The organism is Aeromonas sp. sif2416 (assembly GCF_019218665.1).
In the GTDB taxonomy this organism is placed as follows: Bacteria; Pseudomonadota; Gammaproteobacteria; order Enterobacterales; family Aeromonadaceae; genus Aeromonas; species Aeromonas encheleia.
Window position 1 is genome coordinate 308478 of sequence record NZ_JAHUXC010000004.1, and the last position, 21158, is coordinate 329635.

General features: G+C 62.5%; 14 protein-coding genes. 5 read left to right on the forward strand and 9 right to left on the reverse strand.

Features of this window, described 5'->3' with window-relative positions:
* Positions 1-57 precede the first annotated feature (57 nt).
* Positions 58-3261 carry a ribonuclease E gene (rne, locus tag KW821_RS10660; RefSeq protein WP_218291426.1) on the forward strand — a complete coding sequence of 1068 codons (3204 nt, stop codon included), beginning with the start codon at positions 58-60 and terminating at the stop codon, positions 3259-3261.
* 731 nt (positions 3262-3992) lie between these two features.
* Here the strand turns inward: rne and KW821_RS10665 are convergent.
* The 4 genes from KW821_RS10665 to apbC all read right to left on the reverse strand — a co-directional run bounded on the left by KW821_RS10665 (position 3993) and on the right by apbC (position 8307).
* Positions 3993-5465, reverse strand: a complete 1473-nt coding sequence (locus KW821_RS10665; protein WP_042654775.1) for an inorganic phosphate transporter — start codon at positions 5463-5465, stop codon at positions 3993-3995.
* A gap of 361 nt (positions 5466-5826) precedes the next feature.
* Entirely contained in the window at positions 5827-6408 is a 582-nt protein-coding gene (gene dcd, locus KW821_RS10670; RefSeq protein WP_043134827.1) for a dCTP deaminase, read from the reverse strand.
* A gap of 63 nt (positions 6409-6471) precedes the next feature.
* Positions 6472-7116, reverse strand: a complete 645-nt coding sequence (gene udk, locus KW821_RS10675; RefSeq protein WP_042654777.1) for a uridine kinase — start codon at positions 7114-7116, stop codon at positions 6472-6474.
* Positions 7117-7224: 108 nt separating this feature from the next.
* Positions 7225-8307 carry an iron-sulfur cluster carrier protein ApbC gene (apbC, locus tag KW821_RS10680; RefSeq protein WP_218291427.1) on the reverse strand — a complete coding sequence of 361 codons (1083 nt, stop codon included), beginning with the start codon at positions 8305-8307 and terminating at the stop codon, positions 7225-7227.
* 243 nt (positions 8308-8550) lie between these two features.
* Here apbC and metG point away from each other — a divergent pair, with 243 nt between their 5' ends.
* On the forward strand, positions 8551-10584 hold the full coding sequence (metG, locus tag KW821_RS10685; RefSeq protein WP_218291428.1) for a methionine--tRNA ligase: 2034 nt from the start codon (positions 8551-8553) through the stop codon (positions 10582-10584).
* A gap of 117 nt (positions 10585-10701) precedes the next feature.
* On the opposite strand, the gene KW821_RS10690 is transcribed toward metG, so the two are convergent.
* Positions 10702-11445: a CHAD domain-containing protein gene (locus tag KW821_RS10690; RefSeq protein WP_218291429.1), complete on the reverse strand. Its 744-nt coding sequence runs from the start codon at positions 11443-11445 to the stop codon at positions 10702-10704.
* Between the two features lie 27 nt (positions 11446-11472).
* Entirely contained in the window at positions 11473-11745 is a 273-nt protein-coding gene (locus KW821_RS10695) for an acylphosphatase (protein WP_218291430.1), read from the reverse strand.
* 82 nt (positions 11746-11827) lie between these two features.
* On the opposite strand from KW821_RS10695, the gene KW821_RS10700 reads away from it, so the two are divergent.
* The gene (locus KW821_RS10700) at positions 11828-13258 is read left to right on the forward strand and encodes a methyl-accepting chemotaxis protein (protein ID WP_218291431.1); all 1431 of its coding nucleotides are present in this window, start codon (positions 11828-11830) and stop codon (positions 13256-13258) included.
* 127 nt (positions 13259-13385) lie between these two features.
* On the opposite strand, the gene KW821_RS10705 is transcribed toward KW821_RS10700, so the two are convergent.
* Positions 13386-16598 carry an ExeM/NucH family extracellular endonuclease gene (locus tag KW821_RS10705; RefSeq protein ID WP_256353431.1) on the reverse strand — a complete coding sequence of 1071 codons (3213 nt, stop codon included), beginning with the start codon at positions 16596-16598 and terminating at the stop codon, positions 13386-13388.
* 332 nt (positions 16599-16930) lie between these two features.
* On the opposite strand from KW821_RS10705, the gene KW821_RS10710 reads away from it, so the two are divergent.
* Positions 16931-18124 (forward strand): class I SAM-dependent methyltransferase, encoded by a 1194-nt coding sequence (locus tag KW821_RS10710; RefSeq protein WP_218291432.1) that lies wholly within the window; start codon positions 16931-16933, stop codon positions 18122-18124.
* Positions 18125-18556: 432 nt separating this feature from the next.
* Here KW821_RS10710 and KW821_RS10715 read toward each other — a convergent pair whose 3' ends face one another.
* Positions 18557-19201, reverse strand: coding sequence for a glutathione S-transferase family protein (locus KW821_RS10715; protein ID WP_218291433.1), 645 nt, complete (start codon positions 19199-19201; stop codon positions 18557-18559).
* Between the two features lie 95 nt (positions 19202-19296).
* Positions 19297-19725, reverse strand: a complete 429-nt coding sequence (locus tag KW821_RS10720; protein ID WP_218291434.1) for an EamA family transporter — start codon at positions 19723-19725, stop codon at positions 19297-19299.
* A 345-nt stretch (positions 19726-20070) separates the two neighbouring features.
* On the opposite strand from KW821_RS10720, the gene selD reads away from it, so the two are divergent.
* Entirely contained in the window at positions 20071-21108 is a 1038-nt protein-coding gene (gene selD / locus KW821_RS10725; RefSeq protein ID WP_218291435.1) for a selenide, water dikinase SelD, read from the forward strand.
* Positions 21109-21158 lie beyond the last annotated feature (50 nt).

Consider the following 21158-nt stretch of genomic DNA (forward strand, 5'->3'; position numbering starts at 1 on the left):
GGCCGGCACCGGCAGGACCCTGTGGAGGAATCAAAATGACAAAATAATGAGAACTCAATGAAAAGAATGCTAATCAACGCGACTCAGGAAGAGGAGTTGCGCGTAGCGCTGGTTGACGGACAACAGCTCTACGATTTGGATATTGAAAGTCCGGGACACGAGCAGAAGAAAGCGAACATCTACAAGGGTAAAATCACCCGCGTAGAACCCAGTCTCGAAGCTGCTTTTGTCGACTATGGCGCCGAGCGCCACGGTTTCCTGCCATTAAAGGAAATCGCCCGCAATTACTTCCCCTCCGGTTACTCCTATCAGGGTCGTCCCAACATCAAAGAAGTGATCCGCGAAGGTCAGGAAGTGATCGTCCAGATTGATAAGGAAGAGCGTGGCACCAAGGGTGCGGCCCTCACTACCTTTATCAGCCTGGCCGGCAGCTACCTGGTGCTGATGCCGAACAACCCCCGTGCCGGTGGTATCTCCCGTCGCATCGAGGGTGATGAAAGGACAGAACTGAAAGAAGCCCTGAGTGGCCTGACCGTGCCGGACGGCATGGGCCTCATCGTGCGCACCGCCGGTGTGGGTAAATCCCCGGAAGAGCTGGAATGGGACTTGAACGTTCTGCTCAACCACTGGGATTCCATCCACAAGGCGTCACAGAACCGCTCCGCTCCGGTGCTTATCCATCAGGAAAGCAACGTGATCGTGCGCGCCATCCGTGATTACCTGCGTCGCGATGTCGGCGAGATCCTGATCGACAACCCTGTCATCTTCGAGCGTGCCAAGTCTCACATCGAGCTGGTCCGTCCCGATTTTCTCAACCGCGTGAAGCTGTACAAGGGCGAAGTTGCTCTGTTCAATCACTTCCAGATCGAGAGCCAAATCGAGTCGGCCTTCCAGCGTGAAGTGCGTCTGCCCTCCGGCGGCAGCATCGTCATCGATCCGACCGAAGCGCTCACCTCCATCGATATCAACTCCTCCCGCGCCACCAAGGGCGGCGATATCGAAGAGACGGCGCTGCAGACCAACTTGGAAGCGGCCGACGAAATTGCCCGTCAATTGCGTCTGCGCGATCTCGGTGGCCTGATCGTCATCGACTTCATCGACATGACGCCGGTTCGCCATCAACGCGAAGTGGAAAACCGTCTGCGTGAAGCCGTGCACCAGGACAGAGCCCGCATCCAGCTGGGACGGATCTCCCGTTTCGGTCTGCTGGAGATGTCCCGTCAGCGTCTGCGCCCCTCCCTCAACGAGTCCAGCAGCCACATCTGCCCTCGCTGCCAGGGTCAGGGTGTGATCCGTGACAACGAATCACTGGCCCTGTCCATCCTGCGTCTCATCGAAGAAGAGGCCATGAAGGACAACACCGAGCAGGTTCATGCTCAGGTGCCGGTCGATGTCGCCGCCTATCTGCTCAACGAGAAGCGTACCGCCATCGCCAGCCTGGAACAGCGTAATGAAGTGCGTCTGTACATCATTCCGAACCAGCATCTGGAAACCCCGCACTACGAAGTGACCCGCATTCGTCAGAATGAAGTCCCGGAAGCGGCCAGCTACGAGCTGAAAACCGAGATTGCCAAGCCGGTCTACCAGCCGAAGCAGGCTCAGGTGATCGAGCGCGAGCAGCCGTTGCTGCAAGGCTTCGTGCAGGCTCCCCAACCCGCGCCCGTCGCGCCGGCGCCCGTCGCCGCGCCGGCACCGGTTGCCGCCGAAACGGGTCTGTTCGGTAAACTGTGCAAGGCCATCTCCGGTCTGTTCGGTTCCGACGCCGCCCCTGCCGATGTCAAAGCCCCTGCCGAGAAGCCGGCCGTGCAACGGGAAGATCGCAAGGATGACGGTCACCGCCATCAGCGCGATGAGAACCGTGCCCGTGGTCAGCGTCCCCGTCGCGACGACAACCGCAGCAACCGCAACACTGCGGAAGCGGGTGAGAAGCGTGAAGGTACCGCCAACCGCGAGGGTGGCGAGAGCCGCAACCGTCGTCCGCGCAAAGAGCGCGAGCCGCGCCAGGAACGTGAAGTCCGTGGTGAAGCCCGCAGCGAACAGCGCATGGATCGTGAACCCCGTCAGGAGCGCGAGCCCCGTGGCGAAGCACGCAACGAACCGCGTGTGGATCGCGAACCTCGTGAGCCGCGTCAGGAACGTGAACCCCGCGCCCCGCGCCCGGCTCGCGAACCCCGTGCTCCGCGTGAACCTCGTGCCGAAGTCGTCGTTGAAGCGGTAGAAGCCGTTCAGCTTGATGCTGCCATCGTCAATGACGAGCCGCAGCAGGAGAAAGAGCAGAAGGTGGCCGAGCGCCGCGAACGTCGTCAACTGCGCAAGCAGGTTCGTGTCGATGTCGTTGCTGCCGACACCCCTGCCCTGTCGGTGGACGAGCAGGCGGATGACGTCGTCGAGACGCTGGCTGTGGCCGGTGAGCAAGAGGAGCAGACCGACGGTCAGCGCCGCTCTCGTCGTACCCCGCGCAGCCAGCGGATCGAAGGTCAGCGTCGCAAGCGCATCAACGAAGATGCACGTGGCCAGCGTGATGATGATCCCCAGGCTGACGTTCAACTGACTGCGGCCGCTCAGGCGGATGCAGCTCAGGTGAAAGTGGAAGAGCCTGCGGTACCCGTCATCACCATCCCGAGCGCCGAAGCCGTTGCCGCCGCGCTGCAAGCCTCTGCCGCCCTGACCGAGCACGTGGTCGCGGAAGCCGTGGCGGAAGAAGCCCGTGAACAGGCCGCTGCGACTGTGGTTGAGCCCGTCGTTGAGCCAGTGGTTGCCCAGGCAGTCCAGGCGGTCGCCGAAACCGTTGCAGAGGTGACCCCCGTTGCCGAGCCGGTTGTGGCGGAAGTCGAAGTCGCTGCTGCCGTGGTCGTCGAAGAGGCGCCTGTGGTTGAGGCCCCCATCGCCGAGGTTGCTCCTGCTCCTGTCGCCGTGGAAGTGGCACCTGTGGTCAGCACCGAAGCCGCATTGCCGGTTGAGGAAGTTGCAGCCGCCCCCGTCGCTGAGCCCGCACCAGTAGTCGCGGCTCAGGTCGAGACCGTTGCCAAGGCCGCCGTGGCTGCCCAGACCAAACCGGTCGATCAGGGTGCAGGTGTTCTGGCGCGAGCTCGCAAAGCCTCTGCGCCTATGGCGACACCGGCTGCGGCCCCTGCCCAGCCTGAGTCTGAGCAGCCGGTCGAACAGGCACCGTTGGTTCGCAACGAAGTCGCCAGCTCTGGCCGTCACGCTGGCAGCACTGCTGCTGTCAACGTGGCAACCAGCCCGGCGGGTCGTCCCTGATCTGCTAGTTCGCTAGTCTGATAAAAAGAGCCACACCCTGTGTGGCTCTTTTTTTGCTTGGCTGTCGAGATACCCCCTCAGTAGATCCGCATCCCCTATCTTCTGTCTTTCTCTTCTTGGAGCTACTCTGCTCTGGCGTCACTGCCGAATGGTGTCTTGCCTGCAATCGGGATGCACATCTGCCCCGGTCATACGGTCGCTGCGGCCTGCTCACGCGCGTCTTCCCGCGAGGTATCCGGCACACTGCCTCTCCCCACATAGGCAGCACCACAGAATTTGGCTCCATACCTCACTCCCTGTTCTTTCATTTAGCCTGCCCACAGGTGCCGACACATAACGTTCGTCTCTCTGGCCGAGTGATGACACGCGATATGCCCCATTGAACCGAGATGCCTCTTCCAGGCAACAGCACTGTCTTATCAGGATACGAGGCTGACCATCCATCCATCATCACCATATCTCAACGCTCAAGCACCATAGCGCAAGAGGAGCCAGCACTGAGTGCTCCTGCCCTTTCAAGCTCTCGTTGGGAGGTGATCCCTTGGCTTGGTGGCAGGGTTTTGCTGAGGGTGTTGATGGAGGTAAGGTCGGGGGTGTTTATCTGTGTATCACAAATCCAGCTTGATGGCATATAGTCTGATTCGATCACTAAGTAGCGCACACCATTGCTGATAAGCAGGCATGAAAAAAGGGCCCATAGGCCCTTCGTCATTCAATCAGGTTATCTGCTATCAGTTGCCAAACAGGCTGTTGCTGATAAGGAACAGGCCACCGGAGAGCAACATGGTCAGCGGCAGGGTCAGCACCCAGGCCAGCAGTATGGTCTTGATGGTCTGGCTCTGCAGCCCTGACTTGTTGGCCACCATGGTCCCCGCCACCGCAGAGGAGAGGATATGGGTGGTGGATACGGGCATGCCGGTCAGGCTGGCTACCCCGATGGAGGCCGCGGCCGTGATCTGGGCGGCAATCCCCTGGCTGTAAGTCATGCCGGAAGAGCCAATCTTCTCACCGACCGTGTAGACGATACGGCGCCAGCCCACCATGGTACCGCAACCCAGCGCCAGGGCGATGGAGACGATGACCCAGGTCGGTGCATATTCGGCCGTCGCGGTCAGATCCTTGCGCCATTTGGCCAGATCGGTCAGCTCCTTGGCCGGCAGCGGCAACTTGGAGACCTTGCGGGCGGTGTCGTCGATGCAGAGCAGCAGACGACGCACTTCGCGGCGGTCGGTCAAGTCCATCTCTTCATAGGTACGCACCTGACCGAGACGGTTATCCAGCGTGGCCATCGCCTCGAGTGCCTCACCGGCGGAGCAGTGTGTCATCAGCTCTTGCTGGGCATGAGCCGGCACGCTGAAGTTCACGACCTGGGACACCTGCTCATGGTTGCGCTGGTAGATCTCCAGGATGCGCTGGTTGGCGTCCTGGGTCCGATCCAGCTCGTAGGAGCGGCTGCTCATGTCCAGGGCGAAGTAGGCAGGTGCCATGCAGATCAGCACCAGCATCACCAGACCTATGCCCTTCTGGCCATCGTTGGAGCCATGCACGAAGCTCACGCCCATGGCGGAGCAAATCAAGGTCACACGGGCCCAGAACGGTGGATGCTTCTTGCCGTCCACCAGCAGACGCTCTTCCGGGGTTTTATGGATCTTGCTGCCCTGCCAGACGCGCTTCATGGCAAACAGCAACAAGGCGGCGATGATGAAACCCACGGTGGGAGAGATGATCAGGGAGAGCATGATGTCGATGGCTTTACCGACGTTGATCCCCTGCGTAAGAGGTTGGTGATTGAGCCAGGCATAGGCACCACCGACCCCCAGAATGGAGCCGATCAAGGTGTGCGAGCTGGATGCCGGGATGCCGAAGAACCAGGTACCCAGGTTCCAGACGATGGCAGAGAACAGCAGGGAGAACACCATGATCAAACCCTGAGTGGAATCCATGCCGAGCAGCAGATCGATGGGCAACAGATGGACTATGGCGTATGCCACCCCCAATCCGCCCATCATGACCCCGGCAAAGTTGAACAGACCAGAAGCCACTACCGCCGTATGAGCGGGCATCGCCTTGGTATAGATAACCGTTGCTACCGCGTTGGCGGTATCGTGAAAGCCGTTGATGAATTCATAAGCCAGCACAAAAAAAACGGCCAATACCAAACCGATTGACCACCACAAACCCAAACCACTAAACATTTCAAACATAAAAACGAACCTGTTTATGAGTTGCGGCGGATTATGCCAGAAGGCTCGATGCGCCATACCCGTTGTTGAAATATTTCAGTAAGAAAAAAAAAGGGCATTCCGTCAGAAAATGTCTTAGGGCCTGTGGGAATGCGCCTTGTCAGAGATTAATTAAACCCCTCCTCTCCCTTCTGGATAGGTTTCAATCAACCCCAATTCATCTATGAGAACCCGTTTTTTCGCTCTTTCCCCGCAACCGATTTTGCGGTTTCGCCCTGTGGCGACGGCGAGGACCTCGATGCCAAGCATCATGGCATCTGACCAGAAAATGAAAAAAGGGTACCTGGGTACCCTCTACAAGCTAGCAGTATACGAGGCTCAATCAGTCCTGATTCATTCGACTGGCCACCGCCCCCTGCTGGCTCTTGTACTTGGCATTTTCCCGCTTGTTGTAAGGACGGGCGGCGGCACCTGAGAGCATCTCGAAGTTGAGCGCGCCTATCTTCATCTTGGGGCGCAACGCCAGCGGCAGCTTGCCGCCGTTGTAGAACTCCAGCACGATGCGACCGGACCAGCCCGGATCGATGCGGTGCGCGGTCACGTGCACCATCAGCCCCAGTCTGGCCAGGGAGGAGCGACCATCCAGCCAGCCGACGATATCGGCCGGCAGGGTGACGGATTCGTAGGTCACCGCCAGGGCCAGCTGACCCGGATGCAGATAGAAGGCCTCACCGTCCGCAATGTGGATCTCGTCGCTCATCACCCGATCGATAGCATCGGCCATCTCGCTGCTCGGGCCGCTCAGGTCGATATAGGGGGCGGTGTGATCGCGGAACACCCGGAACTCGTTGCCGAGCAGCACATCGACGCTGACGCCACTGATCCGCTCAACACCGGGCCTCGGCTCAATGACGATCTTGCCTTCATCCAGATGGCGTTCGATATCGGTATCACAAAGACGCATTGGGCGACTCTCCTGCTAAATGATTCATTTAAAAAAGCCGGGCATCGCCCGGCTTGTAGCATCTTATCCGATCAACATGTGGCGAATGCGCGCCTTGAGCATGTCGATGGCGATGCGATTCTTGCCGCCGCGGGGCACTATCACATCGGCGTACTGCTTGGACGGGTCGATGAACTGCATGAACATCGGGCGCACCGTCTTCTGATACTGCTTGAGCACCGAGTCCATGGTCCGGCCGCGCTCTTGCACGTCGCGCACCAAGCGGCGCAACAGGCAGATGTCCAGCGGGGTATCCATGAAGATGGAGGCATCCATCAGCTCCCGCAGCCGGCTATCGGTCAGCAGCAGTATCCCTTCCAGGATGATGACCCGACGGGGGGCAAAGGCGGTCACCTCCGCCAGGCGGGTGTGTTCGGTATAGGAGTACTGGGGAATATCGACGGCTTCTCCGCGCACCAGCTGGCTCAGATGCTGCACCAGCAGATCATGATCCAGGGCATTCGGATGGTCATAGTTGGTTTTGACCCGCTCTTCCATGGTCAGGTGGGTCTGATCACGGTAGTAGCAATCTTCGGTGATCACACCAATCTGACCTGCGCCCAGTTCGGCCACCAGCTCTTCATAAATGGTTTGAGCGATAAGACTCTTGCCGGATGCGGATGCACCAGCAATACCGATGATCACACACGAATGTTGAGTATCAGACATTGAAAATACCTAAGGAGAAGAGCACTGGGGATTGTTTAAACCGATCCATTATATAAAAAAGGGTGAGCCATGCCCACCCTAAATCCATTGCAATCGGCCAACAGCCGATTATTCGTCCAGCGCCACCGTGTAGAGCGGGGTCGCAATCGGTTTACCGCTGAAATAGAGCTCGGCACTGACCCGGCGGGCCAGCTTGAGGTAAGCCTCAGCCAACTCCCCTTCCGGCGCACCGAACACGGTGGGAGTCCCATTGTCCATGTGCTGACGGATGTCGATGTGCAGCGGCAGCTGGCCAAGCAGTGCCACTTGATACTGCTCTGCCATCTTCTGGCCGCCACCGGTCCCGAACAGCGCCTCGTGATGACCGCAGGCGCTGCAGACGTGATAACTCATGTTCTCTATGATGCCGAGCACCGGCACATGCACCTTGTTGAACATGGCGATGCCCTTGCGTGCGTCCGCCAGCGCCACGTCCTGCGGGGTGGTGATGATCAGCGCCGCCGTGGTGGGTACCTGCTGGGCCAGGGTGAGCTGGATGTCCCCTGTGCCCGGCGGCATGTCCACCACCAGGTAATCTACCTCGCCCCAGCGGGTCTCGTGCAGGATCTGCGCCAGCGCCTTGCTCGCCATGGGACCGCGCCAGATGGTGGCATCCTGCTCGGCCACCAGGTAACCGATGCTGTTGCTCTTGAGACCACAGGCCATCACCGGCTCCATGGTCTTGCCGTCGCGGCTGCCGGGACGCTCCTTGAGGGTGCCCATCATGGTCGGAATGGAGGGACCATAGATGTCCGCATCCAGGATGGCGACCCGCGCCCCTTCCCTGCTCAGCGCCAGCGCCAGGTTGACGGCGGTGGTGGACTTGCCCACCCCGCCCTTGCCGGAGGCCACCACCAGGATGTTGCGAATGCCCTGCACCGCCGCCATCTGCTGGGCGCGGGGCATACTCGCCACCTCGATGTCGCAGTGCCAGTCGATGGCGGCGGTTCCCGTTGCGATGCGCAGGCGGGAATCGAAGTCTTGCTTAATCTGCGCAAACAGGGAGCGCCCGGCAAACGGCAGCACCAGCTTGATGGTCAGGCGCTGCTCATGATGCTCGATGGCACGCACGAAACCGGCCGCCACCAGATCTTTGCCCCACCCTGCCGGCTTAAATTCGGCAAGGATCTGTTTTACTGAATCAATCACCATTAACTCCCCATTATGTTGTCGTTATGCTGAGACGAGCGACATACCGCAATTTGATTGGAATTATTGTCCGTATCGTTCATTACACTGAGGTGAACGGTTACCGCACACAAATCAGTGGCTTGACTGCGGATCCGGGATGCCCTCTGCCGCGCCAGGCAAGGCCACAACCCTAGGCAGGCCGCCCCCAATTCGGGTAACATGCACGGCACTGTATCATCCCAACAGGCACATAAAGAACGTATTATGGCAACTGATCCTCGTACAATGCTGGTAACCTGCGCCCTCCCCTATGCCAATGGCTCCATCCATCTCGGTCACATGCTGGAACACATCCAGGCCGATATCTGGGTTCGTTATCAGCGAATGCGTGGCCATCAGGTGCATTTCGTCTGTGCCGACGATGCGCACGGCACCCCCATCATGCTCAAGGCGCAGCAGCTCGGGATCACCCCGGAAGCGATGATCGCGGCCGTGTCCGAAGAGCATCAGACGGATTTCGCCGGCTTCAACATCAGCTTTGACAACTATCACTCCACCCACAGCGACGAGAACCGCGAGCTGGCGGGGCTGATCTACGGGCGCCTGAAAGAGGGCGACTTCATCAAGGGCCGTACCATCACCCAGCTGTTCGATCCGGAAAAGTCCATGTTCCTGCCGGACCGCTTCGTCAAGGGCACCTGCCCCAAGTGCAAGTCCCCCGAGCAATACGGTGACAACTGCGACGCTTGCGGTGCCACTTACAGCCCGACCGAGCTCATCGATCCCAAGTCCGCCGTCTCGGGCGCCACGCCTGTGATGAAGGACTCAGAGCACTTCTTCTTCGACCTGCCCCAGTTCGAAACCTGGCTCGCCGGCTGGGTGCGCGGCTCCGGCGCCATCCAGGAAGAGATGGCCAACAAGATGCAGGAGTGGTTCGAGAGCGGCCTGCAGCAGTGGGACATCACCCGTGATGCCCCTTACTTCGGCTTCGAGATCCCGGGCGCCCCTGGCAAGTACTTCTACGTCTGGCTGGATGCCCCCATCGGCTACATGGCGTCGTTCAAGAACCTGTGCAACAAGCGCGGCGACATCGATTTCGACAGCTACTGGAAGAAAGACTCCACCGCCGAGCTCTATCACTTCATCGGCAAGGACATCGCCTACTTCCACTGCCTGTTCTGGCCAGCCATGCTGGAAGGGGCTGGTTTCCGCCAGCCGACCAAGGTCAACGTGCACGGTTATGTGACCGTCAACGGTGCCAAGATGTCCAAGTCCAAGGGCACCTTCATCAAGGCGAGCACCTATCTCAAGCACCTGGATCCGGAATGCCTGCGTTACTACTACGCCGCCAAGCTCAACAGCCGCATCGACGATCTGGATCTGAACCTGGAAGACTTCGTCTCCCGCGTCAATGCCGATGTGGTCAACAAGCTGGTCAACCTGGCCTCCCGCAACGCCGGTTTCATCACCAAGCGTTTCGATGGCAAGCTGGCTGACAGCTGCAGCGAACCCGAGCTCTACGCCGAGTTTGCCAACGCCAGCGCGTCTATTGCCGACGCCTACGAGGCCCGCGAGTTCAGCCGCGCCATTCGCGAGATCATGGCGCTGGCCGACAAGGCCAACCGCTACGTGGACGACAAGGCCCCCTGGGTCATCGCCAAGCAGGAAGGCGCGGATGCGCAGCTGCAGGACGTCTGCTCCGTCGGCATCAACCTGTTCCGGGTGCTGATGGCTTACTTGAAGCCCGTCATGCCGCTGCTGGCCGAGCGCACCGAAGCCTTCCTGGGTGAGACCCTCAGCTGGGAAGGAGTCGCCAAGCCGCTGACCAACCACCAGCTGGCCCCGTTCAAGGCGCTGTTCTCCCGCATCGAGCCCGCCAAGATCGAGGCCATGATCGAAGCCTCCAAGGAAGATCTGGCCAAGGAGCAGGCACCCAAGGTGGCCGGTCCGCTGGCGGATGACCCCATCAGCCCGACCATCTCCTACGAGGACTTTGCCAAGCTGGACCTGCGCGTGGCGCTGATCAAGAAGGCCGAAGCCGTGCCGGAGGCCGACAAGCTGCTCAAGCTGCAGCTGGATCTCGGCGGTGAGACCCGTCAGGTGTTCGCCGGCATCAAGTCCGCCTACAACCCGGAAGATCTGGAAGGCAAGCTGACCGTGATGGTGGCCAACCTGGCGCCGCGCAAGATGCGCTTCGGCATGTCCGAGGGCATGGTGCTGGCCGCAGGCCCGGGCGGCAAGGATCTCTGGATCCTGGAGCCGCAGGAAGGCGCCCAGCCCGGCATGCGCGTCAAGTAAGCGCGACCCGCACGCTGTAATCAACACGCTGCGATCAAGAAGAGAGGCCATTGGCCTCTCTTTTTTTATCTCTTCCTTTCTCGCTCCTCATCACCGCGGCAGGGCCGGGATCCATCGTCAGGCCGGGCGCAGCATCGCCATCCTGAGCCCGACCAGCTCCGCCTGCTGGCAATCGAGCTGCTGCAACTGGCAGTGCATCGCCGCCTCCAGCCGATGCAGCTGACGCTTGCGCTTGTCGCTGACCCGCTTGCGGCGCAGCCGTCTGAGCCATTGCCGACCGTCTTGCAGCTGACCGAGCCGCTCCTGCCACTCGATCAGCATGGCCAGCCAGGCCGGATCGCCGACCCCCTGCCCGACCAGCAGCTCCACCCCGTAGCGGGTCTGCTTGAGGATCAGCCGCAGCCGATGCCAATGGCGCAACTGGCGCCGCTCGCTGGCGGCGGCATCCAGCGGCGCCGCCAGCCCGTCGGCCAGCCGCAGCACCAGCTGCAGTTGAAACAGTGGCAAGGGATTGAAGTCGGTGGGCACCTGGGCCAGGCGGCTGATCCAGCGCTCCAGGCGCACCGTCAACATGGGCACCCGGACTGGCGGCATGGGGACGGCCTTGCCGCCGAAGCGCTCCCCATACACCTGGGCATCCCGCAGGGCGGAGAGTCGACAGGTCGCGCGGTGCAGGCGCCGCTCCAGCCCGGGTTGGTGGATCAGGGGGCGCCACAGGGCGAGCAGCGCCAGCAGCCGGCGGGCCGCGATCCGGTAGGCGTGCACCTCGGCCACATCCGCCCGCTGGCGCAGGGCCAGGGTGGCCGCCCAATACTGATCGATGAGCCTGTGCGCCTGCTCCAGCCATGCCGTCTGTGGCATCCTCTCCATGCTCTTGCCTCCCTTCTGCTAGTTGGTATGAAAGCCGCTGCCCGTGGGCGGCGCTGCCTTGGCACACTCCATTCGGGTCACAGTCGCCGTCCTGGGGCCGTGCTCCAGCCAGCCCAGCATCATCTGCACCCTCTCCTCGGGGCCGGCGATCAGGATCTCGACCGAGCCATCCTCCAGATTGTAGGCATGACCCCGCAGCCCCAGCTGCAGAGCCCGCTCCCGGGTGAAGTAGCGAAATCCCACGCCCTGCACCTGGCCCCAGACCCGGACGACAAACGATTGCTCTCCCATTTTCGGCACCTTTCCCTTAAGAAATTTCCCTCCAAGGCGATAATGAGTGCGACACTCTTCCCTTGCAGGACGCAATATCATTATGAAAGAAGTAAAGTTTCGGTGGGTTGACCGTTATCTCATTCACCTCACAATCAGCGAAAAATTTCTCATCACCTTCTGGTGCCCCCTGCTGTTCATCGCCTTCCTCACCTGGTATCTGCTGGCCGACGGTCATGATCGGCAGATGCAGCTGCGGCTGGATCAGCTGCAGCAACGGGTCGAGACCACGGCGCAACTGGTGAGCCAGCAGCCGACCCTCAACCTGCCGGCCGAGCTTACCCTGAGCCAGACCGCCAGCGGCGGCCTGAGCCAGCAGGGAGATCACTACAGCTTCAGCGCGAGCGCGGGTCAGGCCGGCTATGTCACCGGCACCCTGGATGCCAGCCACTACTCCCCGTGGGACGGGCAAGGCAAGACCCTCACCATCATCGCCGTGCTGGCCGCCCTGCTGGCCCTCATCACCCACTATCTGATGACCTTCGTGGCGGGGGCGCTCTACTCCACCAACAAGGCGCTGCAGACGGTGGCCGACGGGGATCTCACCTTCCGCCTCAACTTCTTCCCGGTGCGGGACGAGTTCTCCATCCTGGCCGGCAGCATAGACAGATTCACCGATCGCCAGCACAAGATAGTGCGTCTCGTGGATGAGTCCGCCGAGGCGCTGGCCATGGCCGCCGACGAGTTCCGCGAGCACGCCAGCGACGGGGAAACCCTGGCCCGCGCCCAGCGCCAGCACATGGATTCCCTGGCCGCCGCCATGGAGCAGATGTCCGCCGCGATCAGGGAAGTCGCCCGCAACGCCAACAACACCCTGCTGCAGACCCGCCAGTCCAGCGAGGAGGCCGCCAACGGCGCTGAGCGGGTGGCCCGCACCATCACGGCGATCCGTACCCTGGCCGATGAGATTGGCAATGCCTCGGGCGCCGTCGAGCGCTTGACCCACAACGCCAATCGCATCAACGAGGTGGTCAGCGTCATCAACGCCATCTCCCAGCAGACCAACCTGCTGGCGCTCAATGCCGCCATCGAGGCCGCCCGGGCCGGCGAGCAGGGTCGCGGTTTTGCGGTGGTGGCCGATGAAGTGCGTACCCTCGCCAGCCGCACCCAGCAGGCCACGGTGGAGATCCAGCAGATGATCGAGGAGCTGCAGGCCGGCACAGGGGCGCTCAACGACATCATGGAGAAGACCGTCGGCCGCGCCGCCAGCAGCCAGGCGCTCATCACCGAGGTGGGACAGGACATCGACAAGCTGAGCAGCCACAGCGACGCAGTGCTGGAGATGAGCACCCAGATCGCCACCTCCAGCGAGGAGCAGAGCTCGGTCGCCGAGGAGATCACCCGCAACCTGGATCAGGTGCGCAACGAGGCCGGTCGGGTGGAAGAGTCGGCCAGCGCCTCGGTCGCCGGCACCTCAGGCCTCAAGGCCACCGCCACCGAGCTGAGTCAGGCGATGACGGGTCTGCGGATCTGAGGTTCGACACTCAAACAAAAAGGCCATCCAACGGATGGCCTTTTTTATGAGTATGCGTTTGAACGCCCCGTGACGGGCCGCCAGCGAATGAAAAAAGGGACCCTCGGGTCCCTTTCTGCCTGCCGACTCAGCGCCCGAAGGGCCACCAGGACTTGTCGTTGTCCTGGATGTCGACCCGGGTCTCCTGCTGATCACCGGCCTGCGCCCCTTGCAGCCGCTGCAGGCTGACCCTGAACTGCTCGGTGGGCTCGACAAACCAGTCGTCGATGACCAGCACCTTGATGGACTTGACGCCGCCCTCACCGGCGGCCCAGCTCACGGACTGGCCGAACCAGGGCAGGAAGTCCAGCCCCCAGCGGGCGCTCAGGCCATCGAGTGCCAGCTGGGCACGGGCGGGCTGACGCAGGTCGCCGCTGCGCACCAGCGGGATTTCGACCAGCCAGTCACCCTCACTCACCTTGATGACGGGACTCTGCAGCGCGATGGTGGAGGGGGCCAGCTTGTCCTTGATGGTCACCAGGGTCTGATGCTGCTCCCCCAGGGTGGCGCCGCTGGCATCGTGCAACACCAGGCTGAAGGTCTCATCCCCTTCGTTGCGGGTGTCGCTCAGGATGGGGATCTGCAGGGTCTTCTCCTCCTTGTCCCCGTCCGCCCAGTTCAGCACCCCGCCGAGCTGCGCCACGTCCTGGCCGTCGGCACTGCCGTGCTGCACGCGCCAGCTGACGCTGGCGGCGCCATGGCTGCCGGCCAGCCGTTGCACCGCCAGGCTGAGGGTGTTGCCCTCCTCCACGCTGGCCGCACTCATGCTCAGACTCAGCTCCCCGGTCGGCGGCAGCGGGTACTGGATGGCCACCAGCACGGGATCGTGATCCGAGGCGCTGAACGGCCCCTCGGACTTGGCCAGCTGACCCGAAAACTTACTGCCGTACTCGAAGAAGTTGCTCTCGGCCGAGTTGATGTGCCAATCCTCGATGCCGATCACCTTGCTCACCAGACTCGGGCTCGCCAGGGCGTGATCCAGATTGCCCAGCTCCCCCTCATAGCTGTAGGAGTAGGTGTCGGTGCCGTGGAACTGGGTGTTGAGGTTGACCAGCCCGGCCCCCTTGCCCACCGCGCTCGGCTGCTCCTCATAGGGCTGCCCCGCCAGCTGGGTGAAGCCGGCACTCATGATCTGGCGGCTCTGGGCGGCCGGATCATAGTCGGTCAGCACCCGCACCGGATCCTCCATCCCGTAGGCGTTGAGATCCCCGATCACCAGTAGATCCCCCGCCTCCTGCTTGAGTCGCTCCCCCAGCACTTTCGCGGCGGAGACCCGCAGCGCGTTGCAGTGCCCCTGCCCATCCAGGGGATCGGCGCTGGCATAGTCGGGATAGTCCTCATAGCAGGCCGAGCCCTTGGACTTGAGGTGATTGACCACCAGGGTCAGCGGCGCATCCCCCTTGGGTGAGCGGAAGCGCTGCATCAGGGAGTCGCGCATGCCCTGCCGGATGCTGACCGGCTTGCCTGCGCCGTCGACGGCCTCGGCCACCTGCACCGGCAGCGGGATCAGCTGAGCGCCGCCCTCCAGGTTCACCTTGGCGGGCCGGTAGATGAGCCCCACCGTGATGGCGTCCGTGCCCATGGGCTGGCCATCCGGCGAGGCCACCCAGGCGTAGTGATCCTGCTCGTCCGGCAGGGCGGCGTTTAGGGCCCCCACCAGATTGGCGATGGCGGAGCTCTCCCCATAGCCGTTGTTCTCTATCTCCATCAGCCCGACCACATCGGCGTTGAGCCGGGTGATGGCGCTGACGATCTTGGTGCGCTGCAACTCGAACTCGGCCACCGTCAAGGCGCCTCGGTTGCTGCCGGTCGGGTTGGCATCGCCCCCCACCACTGTGGTGAAGAAGTTGAGCACGTTGAAGCTCGCCACCCGCAGATCCCCCGCAGCGGCTAACTCAGGGGTCTGCACCCTATCCCAGCCGCGGTGGTCCACGTCCGCCGGGGTGATGCGGTTGTCCGCCACCAGCCGGTAGAAGTCATAGGAGTAGCCGATGGCCCCTTCCAGGTTGCTCAGCCGATCGCCGATGCGCAGATAACCCTGCTCGGCATCGAAGGCGGGATACCAGGGCAGGACGCCATCCGGCGCCTTGGCATCGGTCTCGACCACCAGCTGATTCAGCCGATTGCGCTCGGCCCACTGGCTCGCCTGCTCGCTCATGGCCGGGAATTTCTGGGTCGACTTGATGAGTGGCGCGCCGTAGGCCAGCACCAGGTTGTTGCGCTTGCCATCGTAGTCGAAGCTGAAGTTGCGGGTGACCACCAGGCTGGACTCGGGCACCAGCCGCACCCGCATCCCCTCGTGGCGCTCCAGCAGGGTGGTCAGGCTCTCGCCCGCCGTCGCTACCAGATCCACCGCCGGCACCAAGCCCACCATGGGCTGGGTCACCGTCAGGGCGTCGGCGCTGAGCTGGGTCTGGTTGTAATACTCCTTCACCTTGCCGGAGACACACACCTCGGCCCCGGGCACCAGCCCGCTGGTCTGGCTGCTCTGCACGAACAGGCCGTCGGAGCTGGCGGGATCGCCGTCTCCTTGCGCGTCCTGGATGAAGAAGCCCTTGTAGAGGCCGCTCACGACCTGGGTCACCACCCCGCGGGTGGCATAGGCGGTCTCGGATTCGAACTTGCCGGCCGGCACCAGCGGGCTGCGATCACCGCTGCCCTGAATGGCCGGCACCGGGATCAACTCGTCCACCGGACAGGCGAAGACCGGCGGCTGCGAGCCATCGCAGCTCTGCTCGCCGCTGCAACCCAGGCCGCTCACCTCATCCCTGGCGAAGCCCTGGTATTCCGCCGCCGGGTCGAAGGCGGCCTCGGCCCCGGTGCGCCCCAGGTTGACGCCGGCCTTGCGCCGCAGCGTCATGTCCAGGGTCGAGACGGCGCCGGACACCCAGGCGGTGCCGGGATCCACCCCGATCTGACCCAGGCTGTCGACTATCTCGTCCCCCCGATAGAGCACCAGCCCATCGTCGCCGTTGAACACCAGGTTGCCGCTGGTCTGGTTGGCCTTGGCCAGGGTGGCGGCCAGCGCCGAGGGGTGGGCCAGCACCAGGCTGGCGCCGGGGGCCAGGGTCCCTTGCAGGGCCAGGCTGTTGGTCGGCCCCGCCGCCAGGGTGCGACCGTTGGCGTAGAGGGCCAGCCGGTATTGGCCGAGATCGACCGCGCTGGCGCCGAGATTGCTCAGCTCCACCGCCTTGTTGTTGCCGGATCCTTCCAGATATTCGGTGATGAGCAGCTGTGCCTGCACCTGTCCAGACAATGCCAGCCCGATCGAGAGCGCCAGCAGAGAGTGTCTTCCTGACATGTTAAGCCTTCCTTTCTTGTTTATTGTTGCCAGTGATATTGGGCGACCCTGAGGCCGCAGCACCTTAGTACCTGCCGCAGGCAAGAGCCAGACGGCGCACATACTCTGCCCGCTTTTCCCGGCTCACACCGCGAGCTGGCTAACAATTGCAGAAGTTTGTTGCCGGCAAGTGACAGATAAGGTTCAGGTTTATCGAGTTGTTTAACATTGGTGGTGCGTCAGGACCGGCGAGGCGCAGGGCGGGACCACGAAAGCCGCAGGGCAAGGCTGGCTTAAGCCCTTCTTTAACACTAGAATGTGCCCCCTCCTCTTCCTGGCATCGGCAAACACCCATGAGCACATACATCTATCTCGTCAAAGGCCGCGAAAAATCCCTGCTGCGCCGTCACCCCTGGATCTTCTCCAAGGGGATCGACAAGGTGCAAGGCAACCCCATCGATGGCGACACCGTCGAGATCTACAGCAACGATGGCAAGTGGCTCGCCCGTGGCGCCTGGTCCGGCAGCTCCCAGATCAGGGCCAGGGTCTGGACCTTCGATAAAGAGGAGACCATCGATCTGGACTTCTTTATCCGCCGCCTCAAATATGCCCAGGAATCCCGGGATCCGCTGATCAAGCGTCAGGGTCTCACCGGCTATCGCCTGTGCGCCGCCGAGTCGGACGGCCTGCCGGGCCTGACCATAGATCGCTATGCCAACTTCCTGGTGTGCCAGATCCTCTCCGCCGGGGCCGAGTTCCAGCGCGAGCTGATCACCCTGGCGCTGCGTACCCTCTACCCCGAGTGCAACATCTATGAGCGCTCCGACGTGGCGGTACGCAAGAAAGAGGGCCTGCAGGAGCGCACCGGCGTCATCCATGGCGAGGCCCCGACCGAGCCGGTGATGATCGAAGAGAACGACGGCGTCAAGATCCTGGTGGACATCCGCAACGGCCACAAGACCGGCTTCTATCTGGATCAGCGCGACAACCGCCAGGCGGTGGCCAAGTACGCCGAAGGCAAGCGGGTGCTCAACTGCTTCTGCTACACCGGTGGCTTCGGCATCTATGCCCTCAAGGGCGGCGCCCGTGAGGTGGTCAACGTCGATCTCTCCCAGAACGCGCTGGACATGGCCCGCCAGAACGCCGAGCTGAACGGGCTGGATGTCTCCAACACCCAGTTCGTCCGCCACGACGTGTTCAAGCTGCTGCGCGAATACCGCGAGAAGGGCGAGAAGTTCGATGTCATCGTGCTGGACCCGCCGAAGTTTGCCGAGAGCAAGGCCCAGTTGCTGGGTGCCTGCCGCGGCTACAAGGACATCAACATGCTGGCGTTCCAGCTGCTGGCGCCGGGTGGCGTGCTGCTGACCTACTCCTGCTCCGGCCTGATGGAGCAGAGCCTGTTCCAGAAGATAGTGGCCGATGCCGCGCTGGACGCCGGCCGCGATGCCCAGATCCTGGAGCTGCTGTCCCAGGCCTCCGATCACCCCATCGGCACCGCCTATCCGGAAGGCTTCTACCTGAAGGGGCTGGCGGTGCGCGCCCGCTAAGCCGCAGCGACCGCAGGGCTCTCTTTGCCAGTAAAGGGAGACCTACCGTGTCACAGAAAAGGCCCGCTATCGCTAGCGGGCCTTTTGTTTGCGCCCTTCCACGGCAAGAGATAACGAGGGTCACGCTGACCAAGGGGCTTGCCACAGATACCCATCGAATCGCCCTTCCTTCACTGCCAACCGTTGGGGCTTGGGGAACTCAGCCCCAACGGCAGGAGAGAGAGTTGCGCTCTTGTCTATGCAAAAAACTGCGCATTAAATCACTGATATTGAAAATTCCCCGGGGAAATATCGGCGATATTTTCATAAAAACCCACTTTAATGCATAAAGCATTACGTTCCCCCTGCTGATACCGTCGCCCCCCTGCGCGCTCGCTGCTGCCTGGGTCGACAAGATGCCGAGCCTGTGAGGACAGCCTGCCACCGCCCTGTTCAGTCACGATCCGGCGCCCCCAGCGGGAAGTAGTGGCGAAATGGCCGCGCCTCGTCCACCGCCCGGGCGACCGAGGGCCGACTCAGCAGACGGGCACGGTAGGCCCGCAGCCTGGCGTGAACGGGCGGGATCTCATGGGCCCAATCCGCATAGAAGAGCGAGGGGGCGGCGGAGCAGTCCGCCAGGGTGAAGGCATCACCGGCGATCCAGCGGCGCCCTTCGAGCCGCTCGTCGAGCCAGGGGTAGATACTGTCCAATATCTCGCGGGCCTCGGCCACCCCATGGCTGTCGCGCTCAGACTCTGGCCGCAGCTGGTCCAGTACCACCTTCTGCATCGGGGTCATCACATAGCTGTCGAACAGGCGATCGAGCATGCGCACCTTGATGCCCGCATCACCGGCCGGGATCAGGCACTGGGGGCCGGGATGGTGGCACTGGAGATACTCGATGATGGTGCTGCTCTCGAGCACGGTGCGCTTGCCATCCTGCAGGACGGGGAAGCGCTTGAGGGGCCAGAGGGCCGCGAGTTCGGCGTTGGCCTGGGGATCCTCCAGGTTGCGATAGTCAAACGGCAGGGCGTTCTCGTAGAGGGCGATCAGCACCTTCTGGCAGTAGGACGAGAAAGGGTGGGCATAGAGTTTCATGACAAGGCTGCTCCGCTTCGGTGGGTGACAACCCAGTCTATCCCCATCCTTCGGCGCCTGCCGCCCATCACCCCACGAGACTTGTCATCGCCCCCCTAGCGCCTGATGGCGAGCACCAGTACCCCAACCGCAATCAGGCCGATGCCCAGCCACTCCCGCGGCGCGGGTCGCTCGCCGAGGAAGAGGCAGGCGAAGAGCACCACCAGCACCAGGCTGAACTTGTCGATCGGTGCGACCTGGGAAGCCTCCCCCAGCTGCAGGGCCCGAAAGTAGCAGAGCCAGGAGGCCCCGGTCGCCAGCGCCGACAGGCCGAGGAACAGCCAGCTGTGGCCAGACAGCTGCAGCGGGTTGCTCCACTGGCGGCTGAGCCCAATGTAACAGCCGAGCACCAGCAAGATCATGGCGGTGCGGATCAGGGTCGCCAGATCCGAGTTGATATGCTGCACCCCCAGCTTGGCGAAGATGGCGGTCAGGGCGGCGAAAATGGCCGATAACAGGGCCCAGGAGAACCAGCTCAGGCTCATGGCGCTTACCTTGCGAGAAAGGGATGCCTAAGTTGTAGCAGAGCCGCTCCCGGCCATCAGGGCCACGGCGGTGCCTGCGCGCCTCGCCCGTGTGCATTCATCTCAATTGCGGTTCGGATCCCGCACTCGCTTTGTGGCATAATGCCCCGTCCCGTGGCCCTTGGTGGCGCTGCTGAGGGGTCCCTGCCCCCGGCGCCCCGTCCGACTCGACGGCCCATTCAGCGGTCCGCCCGCTATGCCAGCCAAGGTCACCCGTTTTCTGCGATCTATCCGTACCGTGATGGCCGCGCCGTTCTCGAGCAGCGTCGCACCAGCCTGAACGAGCTTGAACCAAGAGGGGTAAGTATGTCTTCCATTCGTCTGACCCAATACAGCCATGGCGCTGGCTGCGGCTGTAAAATCTCCCCCAAGGTGCTCGACACCATTCTCAAGAGCCAGATCCCGGGGTTCGACGATCCGACCCTGGTGGTGGGCAACAGCAGCAAGGATGACGCCGCCGTGGTGGACATCGGCAACGGTCAGGGCATCGTCTCCACCACCGACTTCTTCATGCCCATCGTCGATGACCCCTTCACCTTCGGCCGCATCGCCGCCACCAACGCCATCAGCGACATCTATGCCATGGGTGGCAAGCCCATCGTCGCCATCGCCATCCTCGGCTGGCCCATCAACACCTTGGCCCCGGAAGTGGCCCAGCAGGTGATCGACGGTGGCCGCCAGGTGTGTCACGAGGCGGGGATCTCCCTGGCCGGCGGCCACAGCATCGACGCCCCCGAGCCCATCTTCGGCCTGGCGGTGACCGGCATAGTGCCGCTCGATGCCATCAAACAGAACGACACCGCCAAGGTCGGCGATGTACTCTATCTGACCAAACCGCTCGGCATCGGCATCCTCACCACGGCCCAGAAGAAGGGCAAGCTCAAGCCCGAGCACGAGCAGCTGGCCCCCGACGCCATGTGCACCCTCAACAAGATCGGCCAACAGTTCGCAGCCCTGCCGGGCGTGCACGCCATGACAGACGTGACCGGCTTCGGTCTGGCCGGCCACCTGCTGGAGATGTGCGAAGGCTCCAAGCTGTGCGCCCGCCTCGAGTTCGGGGCGCTGCCGCTGCTGGACGAGGTGGATTACTACCTGGCCGAGGGCTGCGTGCCCGGTGGCACCCTGCGCAACCACGACTCCTATGGTCACAAGCTCGATGCCATGGACGATCGCACCCGCAACATCATGTGCGATCCCCAGACCAGCGGCGGCCTGCTGGTGGCCGTCGGCAAGGAGAGCGAAGCCGAGCTGCTGAGCATCGCCGCCGATGCCGGCCTCAGCCTCTCCCCCATCGGCGTGATGAAGGCGCTGGATGGCGAACGCTTTATCGAGGTCATCCAATGAGTTCATCGCGGTTTGCCGCCGACATCGATCTGGCCCAGGCCTTGCGGGGT

Excerpts from the sequence above, each read along its gene's own strand:
- KW821_RS10695 (WP_218291430.1), bottom strand. The coding sequence starts at position 11,745 with ATGGGAGAGCAATCGTTTGTCGTCCGGGTCTGGGGCCAGGTGCAGGGC.
- KW821_RS10710 (WP_218291432.1), top strand. The coding sequence starts at position 16,931 with ATGAGCACATACATCTATCTCGTCAAAGGCCGCGAAAAATCCCTGCTG.
- metG (WP_218291428.1), top strand. The coding sequence starts at position 8,551 with ATGGCAACTGATCCTCGTACAATGCTGGTAACCTGCGCCCTCCCCTAT.
- udk (WP_042654777.1), bottom strand. The coding sequence starts at position 7,116 with ATGTCTGATACTCAACATTCGTGTGTGATCATCGGTATTGCTGGTGCA.
- KW821_RS10720 (WP_218291434.1), bottom strand. The coding sequence starts at position 19,725 with ATGAGCCTGAGCTGGTTCTCCTGGGCCCTGTTATCGGCCATTTTCGCC.
- rne (WP_218291426.1), top strand. The coding sequence starts at position 58 with ATGAAAAGAATGCTAATCAACGCGACTCAGGAAGAGGAGTTGCGCGTA.
- KW821_RS10715 (WP_218291433.1), bottom strand. The coding sequence starts at position 19,201 with ATGAAACTCTATGCCCACCCTTTCTCGTCCTACTGCCAGAAGGTGCTG.
- selD (WP_218291435.1), top strand. The coding sequence starts at position 20,071 with ATGTCTTCCATTCGTCTGACCCAATACAGCCATGGCGCTGGCTGCGGC.
- KW821_RS10700 (WP_218291431.1), top strand. The coding sequence starts at position 11,828 with ATGAAAGAAGTAAAGTTTCGGTGGGTTGACCGTTATCTCATTCACCTC.
- KW821_RS10705 (WP_256353431.1), bottom strand. The coding sequence starts at position 16,598 with ATGTCAGGAAGACACTCTCTGCTGGCGCTCTCGATCGGGCTGGCATTG.
- KW821_RS10665 (WP_042654775.1), bottom strand. The coding sequence starts at position 5,465 with ATGTTTGAAATGTTTAGTGGTTTGGGTTTGTGGTGGTCAATCGGTTTG.
- apbC (WP_218291427.1), bottom strand. The coding sequence starts at position 8,307 with ATGGTGATTGATTCAGTAAAACAGATCCTTGCCGAATTTAAGCCGGCA.
- KW821_RS10690 (WP_218291429.1), bottom strand. The coding sequence starts at position 11,445 with ATGCCACAGACGGCATGGCTGGAGCAGGCGCACAGGCTCATCGATCAG.
- dcd (WP_043134827.1), bottom strand. The coding sequence starts at position 6,408 with ATGCGTCTTTGTGATACCGATATCGAACGCCATCTGGATGAAGGCAAG.